Genomic DNA, 2,350 nt, shown 5'->3' on the forward strand with positions numbered 1-2,350 from the left:
ACTCAATCATCATCTCGGAAGAGTGGAGTGGAATCCGCAAGAGCGGCGTCGGACGCTGAAGGTTGACGCTCAAATACTGGAGGAAGAATGAAACGAGCTTTCGTGATCGCGACCCTTCTGGTGGTCGCCTTTGCCGCAGGCATGGTGGCGGCGAACAAGTTCGGCACGCCCGCAACGCTGCTGCACATCGTAACCGTGCAGTGGAAGGACGAGGCCACACCCGAGCAGAGGCAGCAGGCCATCGACGGTATCCGGAAGATGGCCGGGGAGGTCCCGGGCGTCCGGAACATCTGGCTGAAGACCGTGAAAGTGCAGCCCAATACCTATAACGCCGTTTTTGTCATGGAGTTCCAGAACCAGAAGGCGTTCGATGCCTACGCTGACCATCCGGCACACCGTGAATGGGAGAAGGTGTACCTCCCCATCCGGCAGCGCAGCACCACCCACGACGTCACCAACTAGCACTCTCGGTCGCGGTTCGGTGAGAACACCAGAACCGCGACCGCTCACCTTGCACGTATCGCGCCGTAACGCGCATGATCCTGCGCGGCGGCTCAGGGACCAGTAAGACTGTCTTTCGTTCCTTCCCTATTGCAAACAATTACTTTTGGGCCCGGCATATAGTGGTTTGTATGCAGAAGCATGTTTCGTCATTGCCCCGCCGCCAGTTCGCGCTCTCTTTGTGTGGATTACCCCTTTCGTTAAGGAACATGTTCGGGCAATCTGAGTCTCTGCCGTGGAACGGACCAGCTACTATCGCCAAAGTCTATCTGGGTGGGCCTCCCATCTGGCCCACACCTGATCTGGATGCGAAAAAGGAAGTGGCCGAGGTGGAAGCCGAGCTGAGAAAAGTGGAGCTCAAAAACGCGCACCTGGTCCGGTTCATAGGTGGAGACCTGCTGCGCGCTCCGGAGGAGGTCCAGCCGTGGTTGGCCAGGATGGGCGACGTCGACGGCGTTCTGATGATTCCGATCTCGGCACCGACTCGGGCCCAGCGGGCGCTGATCGATCAACTCAAGGTGCCCGCGCTCCTTTTCTCAAGGCCGTATGCCACGCACTCCTGGTCTGAAATCGCCCCACTTCGGAAGACCGGAAAAAAGCTTGATGTCTTGGCTTCATCAAGTTACGGAGACCTCGATCCATACATGCGCATGTTCCGTACCGTGAGGCATCTGCGCAGGAGCAAGGTTCTGGTGGGCGCGGTAAACCCCGCGATAACCCCACCTGAAGTGGACGCCTACAGCAAACAGTTCGGCACCACCTTCAAAGTTGTAGACCCGGCGGAGTTCCGCGACTGCTTCGAGGCGGTGGACGAGCGCAAAGCGCAGAAAGAGGCGGACGAGTTCGCGCGCGGCGCGCTGCGGGTAGTCGAGGCCACTCCCGAGGAACTCCGCGACGGCTTACGGTTCTACCTCGGTCTGGCCAATATGCTCAAGGCGGAACAGGCGAATGCCCTCACCATCGACTGCATGGGCATGACGCCTCCCAAGACACTGCCGGCCTATCCATGCATCGCCTGGTCGAAGTTCAACGACATGGGACTTTATGGGGTCTGCGAGGGCCACATTCCCTGTACCATGACGCATCTGCTGGTGACCTCTTATGCTGAAGTCCCGGGCTTTTTTGCCGAGCAGGTGTTCGACACTAGCGCAAACGAGGTCATTCACGCCAATTGCAACTCCGCGACCAAGATGAAAGGGCTGCACGGCCCCTCGTATCCCTACATCCTTCGCAACAACGTGGAATCAAAAGCAGGTGCTGTCCTCCAGGTTCTGATGCCCGTGGGCGAAACCGTCACAATCGGCAGATTCAACGGCCCTACCAGTTTCCTGGCATCTACGGCCGAGGTCACCGGACTGGTTGATAGCGACCGCGGTTGCCGCAATAAAATCCGCACGCGCGTGAGCGACGCGCAAAAGTGGCTGCAAAGCTTCCCTGGAGTCCTCCACCGCGTGCTCTTCTATGGCAACCATCTTAAGGCCATCGAGGGGATGGGCCGCCTTATGGGCTTCGAGGTGGTGCGGGAGGTCTGATCGTTACTGAACCAGACCTGTCCCAATGGTGCCGACGGGCTTTCTATTTGAGCACCGGGGCGCTCTGCTCAGGGGTGGTTACTCCCGCGGGCAGTTCCATCAGCCTGATATTGCGGAAGTGGATCTCCGCGCCTTCCGACTCCAGGCACAGATAGCCTTTCTTCTGCGTGGCCCGGCTGATGCCGTTGACGAACTTGCCGTTTACCGCCAGTTTCACCGTCCCATCTACCGCCACCACGTCATAGGTGTTCCACTCCCCGCGTCCCTTGCAGCGGTTTTCGATGGATTTGCTGCGCTCGTTCCGGGGATTGTCCGGC

General features: G+C 59.0%; 3 protein-coding genes. 2 read left to right on the top strand and 1 reads right to left on the bottom strand.

Annotated elements, in window-relative coordinates; genetic code table 11:
* Positions 1 to 87 precede the first annotated feature (87 nt).
* Positions 88 to 462 carry a Dabb family protein gene (locus VN622_12765; GenBank protein HWR36733.1) on the top strand — a complete coding sequence of 125 codons (375 nt, stop codon included), beginning with the start codon at positions 88 to 90 and terminating at the stop codon, positions 460 to 462.
* 248 nt (positions 463 to 710) lie between these two features.
* Complete coding sequence (locus tag VN622_12770) at positions 711 to 2,033, top strand: hypothetical protein (GenBank protein ID HWR36734.1); 1,323 nt, start codon at positions 711 to 713, stop codon at positions 2,031 to 2,033.
* Between the two features lie 43 nt (positions 2,034 to 2,076).
* On the opposite strand, the gene VN622_12775 is transcribed toward VN622_12770, so the two are convergent.
* The coding region (locus VN622_12775; GenBank protein ID HWR36735.1) for a DUF1080 domain-containing protein at positions 2,077 to 2,350 on the bottom strand (274 nt) is incomplete at its 5' end.

The organism is Clostridia bacterium, assembly GCA_035561135.1.
GTDB lineage: Bacteria > Acidobacteriota > Terriglobia > Terriglobales > Acidobacteriaceae > DATMYA01.